The 2322-nt window shown below is 73.3% G+C and carries 2 protein-coding genes; both read right to left on the bottom strand.

What is annotated here, in order from left to right; genetic code table 11:
• Positions 1–23 precede the first annotated feature (23 nt).
• Positions 24–1229, bottom strand: coding sequence for an amidohydrolase (locus ACTIR_RS0100935; RefSeq protein WP_026452879.1), 1206 nt, complete (start codon positions 1227–1229; stop codon positions 24–26).
• 5 nt (positions 1230–1234) lie between these two features.
• The gene (locus tag ACTIR_RS0100930; RefSeq protein ID WP_026452878.1) at positions 1235–2149 is read right to left on the bottom strand and encodes an aldose 1-epimerase family protein; all 915 of its coding nucleotides are present in this window, start codon (positions 2147–2149) and stop codon (positions 1235–1237) included.
• Positions 2150–2322: the final 173 nt, after the last annotated feature.

Genomic DNA, 2322 nt, shown 5'->3' with positions numbered 1-2322 from the left:
CGGACGGCGGACGGGCGGCGGAGTCACTCCCGGTAGCGGCGGTCGGCCACGACGCCCTCACCGCGGTCGGCGTCGAACCGGTACACCTCGCGACCGCGCACGAACACCCGGTCGGCGTGGTTCATCACGTCCAGCGGGTAGCCCGACCACAGCACCACGTCGGCGTCCAGCCCGGGCCGCAGTGCCCCGACCCGGTCGTCGAGCCCGAGCATCCGCGCCGGGTTGACGGTCAGCGCGCGCAGCGCGGTCTCCCGGTCGAGCCCGTACTTGACCGCCAGGGCCGCCTCGTACACGAGGAAGTCGATGGGGATGACCGGGTGGTCGGTGGTCAACGCGATCGGCACCCCGGCGCGGGCGAGCACCCCGGCCGAGCGCAGGGTCCGGTTGCGCACCTCCACCTTCGACCGTGTGGTGAACAACGGGCCCAGGATCACGGGGACGTCGTGCTCGGCGAGGAAGTCGGCGACCAGGTGGCCCTCGGTGCCGTGGTTGACCACGAGTCGGTAGCCGAACTCCTCGGCCAGCCGCACCGCGGTCACGATGTCGTCGGCGCGGTGGGTGTGCTGGTCCCAGTACAGCTCGCCGTCGAGCACCCGGGTCAGTGCCTCCAGGGTGAGGTCCACGTCGAACGGCTTGCCCTCGGCGCGGGCGTGGTCGCGCTGGGCGGCGTAGTTGCGGGCCTTCGTGAACGCCTCGCGCAGCGTGGCTGCGACCCCGAGCCGGGTGGCCGGCGTCCGGTCCTTCTCGCCCCAGACGCGCTTCGGGTTCTCCCCCAGCGCGCTCTTCACGCTGACCGACTCGGCGAAGAGCATGTCCAGCACGGTGCGGCCCCAGGTCTTGACGCCGACCGTCTGCCCGCCGATGGGGTTGCCCGAGCCCGGCTTGACCACGACGCTGGTGACCCCGCCCGCGAGCGCGTCGTCGAAGCCCACCTCGTAGGGGTCGATGCCGTCGATGGCGCGGAAGCGGGCGCCGTTCGGGTCGGTCATCTCGTTGACGTCCTCGCCGGACCAGCCCTCGCCCTCCTCGCTCACGCCGAGGTGGGCGTGCGCGTCGAGGAAGCCGGGCAGCACCCACGCGCCCGCCGCGTCCACGACCTCCGCGTCGGCGGGGACGGGCACGTCCGCCCCCACCGCGGTGATCTTTCCGTCCGAGATCAGCACCGTGCCGCCGTCGACGGGATCGCCGTCGACGGGGACCACGTAGCCGTTGGTGATCGCTGTCGTCATGGTGCTCACGCTAGTGGTCGGTCGACCCGGATGCCCCAGCTTCCCCGCCACGACTCGCCCGGTTCCAGGGTGATCAGCCCGGTGCCCGAGTTCAGCGCGTCGGGTGGGCAGGTCATGGGTTCCACGGCGACGGCCCGCCCCCGGTCGCCGAGACGCTCCGGGGTGAACACCTGGGCCCACCCGAAGTCCGGCCCGGCCCACAGCTCCACCGTGGTGTCGTGGTGGGACAGCCGGTGGTGGTACCGGCCGTCGGCGCCCGGCACCAGCCCGCCGAAGGCGGTGTCCAGGTCGAGACCGCCGACGATCCGGCCGGAGCGCAGGTCGGCCGGGGTGCCGTCGACGTCGGTCTCCTCGCCGAACGGCCAGTCGTCGTCGACGTGCGGCCACATGCGGGTGGCCGGCACCGTCAGGGTGAGCTCGTCGGTGGGGGTGTCGCCGATCCGCAGGTACGGGTGGGTGCCGACGCCGAACCCGACGGCCTCCGTGCCGGTGTTGGTGACCTCGTGGGTGACCACGAGGCCGCGGGGGGCGAGGTCGTAGACGATCCCGGTGTGCAGCGGGACCGGCCAGCCGGGTTCGTCGGTGATGTCGACCTCCAGCCGGATGAACGACTCGCCGTGTTCGAGCAGTTGCCACTCCCGGTGGCGCACGAGCCCGTGGATGGCGTTGCCGCGTTCGGCCTCCGTGACCTCCAGTTCCTGCGGCTGTCCGTCGTGGGTCCACCGTGCGCCGCGCGTGCGGTTCGGCCACGGCAGCAGGACCTGGCCCGCGGCCTTCGGCGGTTCGGCCGCCGCGTCGAACGTCTCCACGTACGGCACGCCGTTGATCTCGAAGGCCCGCAGCCCCGCCCCGATCTCGGTGATCACGGCGCGGGCCCCGCCCCGGATCAGCTCGAACTGTTCCCCCGTCGGATTCGCCATGCCCGGACGATACCGGGCACGGTGGGCCGTCACCGCGACGACGGTGCGTGTCCGCGGGCGCCCGGTGTGCTGGGTCCGCGGGTGCCCGGTGTGCTGGGTCCGCGGGTGCCCGGTGTGCTGGGTCCGCGGTTGCGCGGTGCGCTGGCGGCAGGGGCCCGGCGCGTCGCGGTCGT

The sequence above is a fragment of the Saccharomonospora iraqiensis subsp. iraqiensis genome (assembly GCF_000430445.1).
Taxonomy (GTDB): Bacteria; Actinomycetota; Actinomycetes; order Mycobacteriales; family Pseudonocardiaceae; genus Saccharomonospora; species Saccharomonospora iraqiensis.
This window is presented reverse-complemented; position numbering and strand designations above follow the sequence as displayed.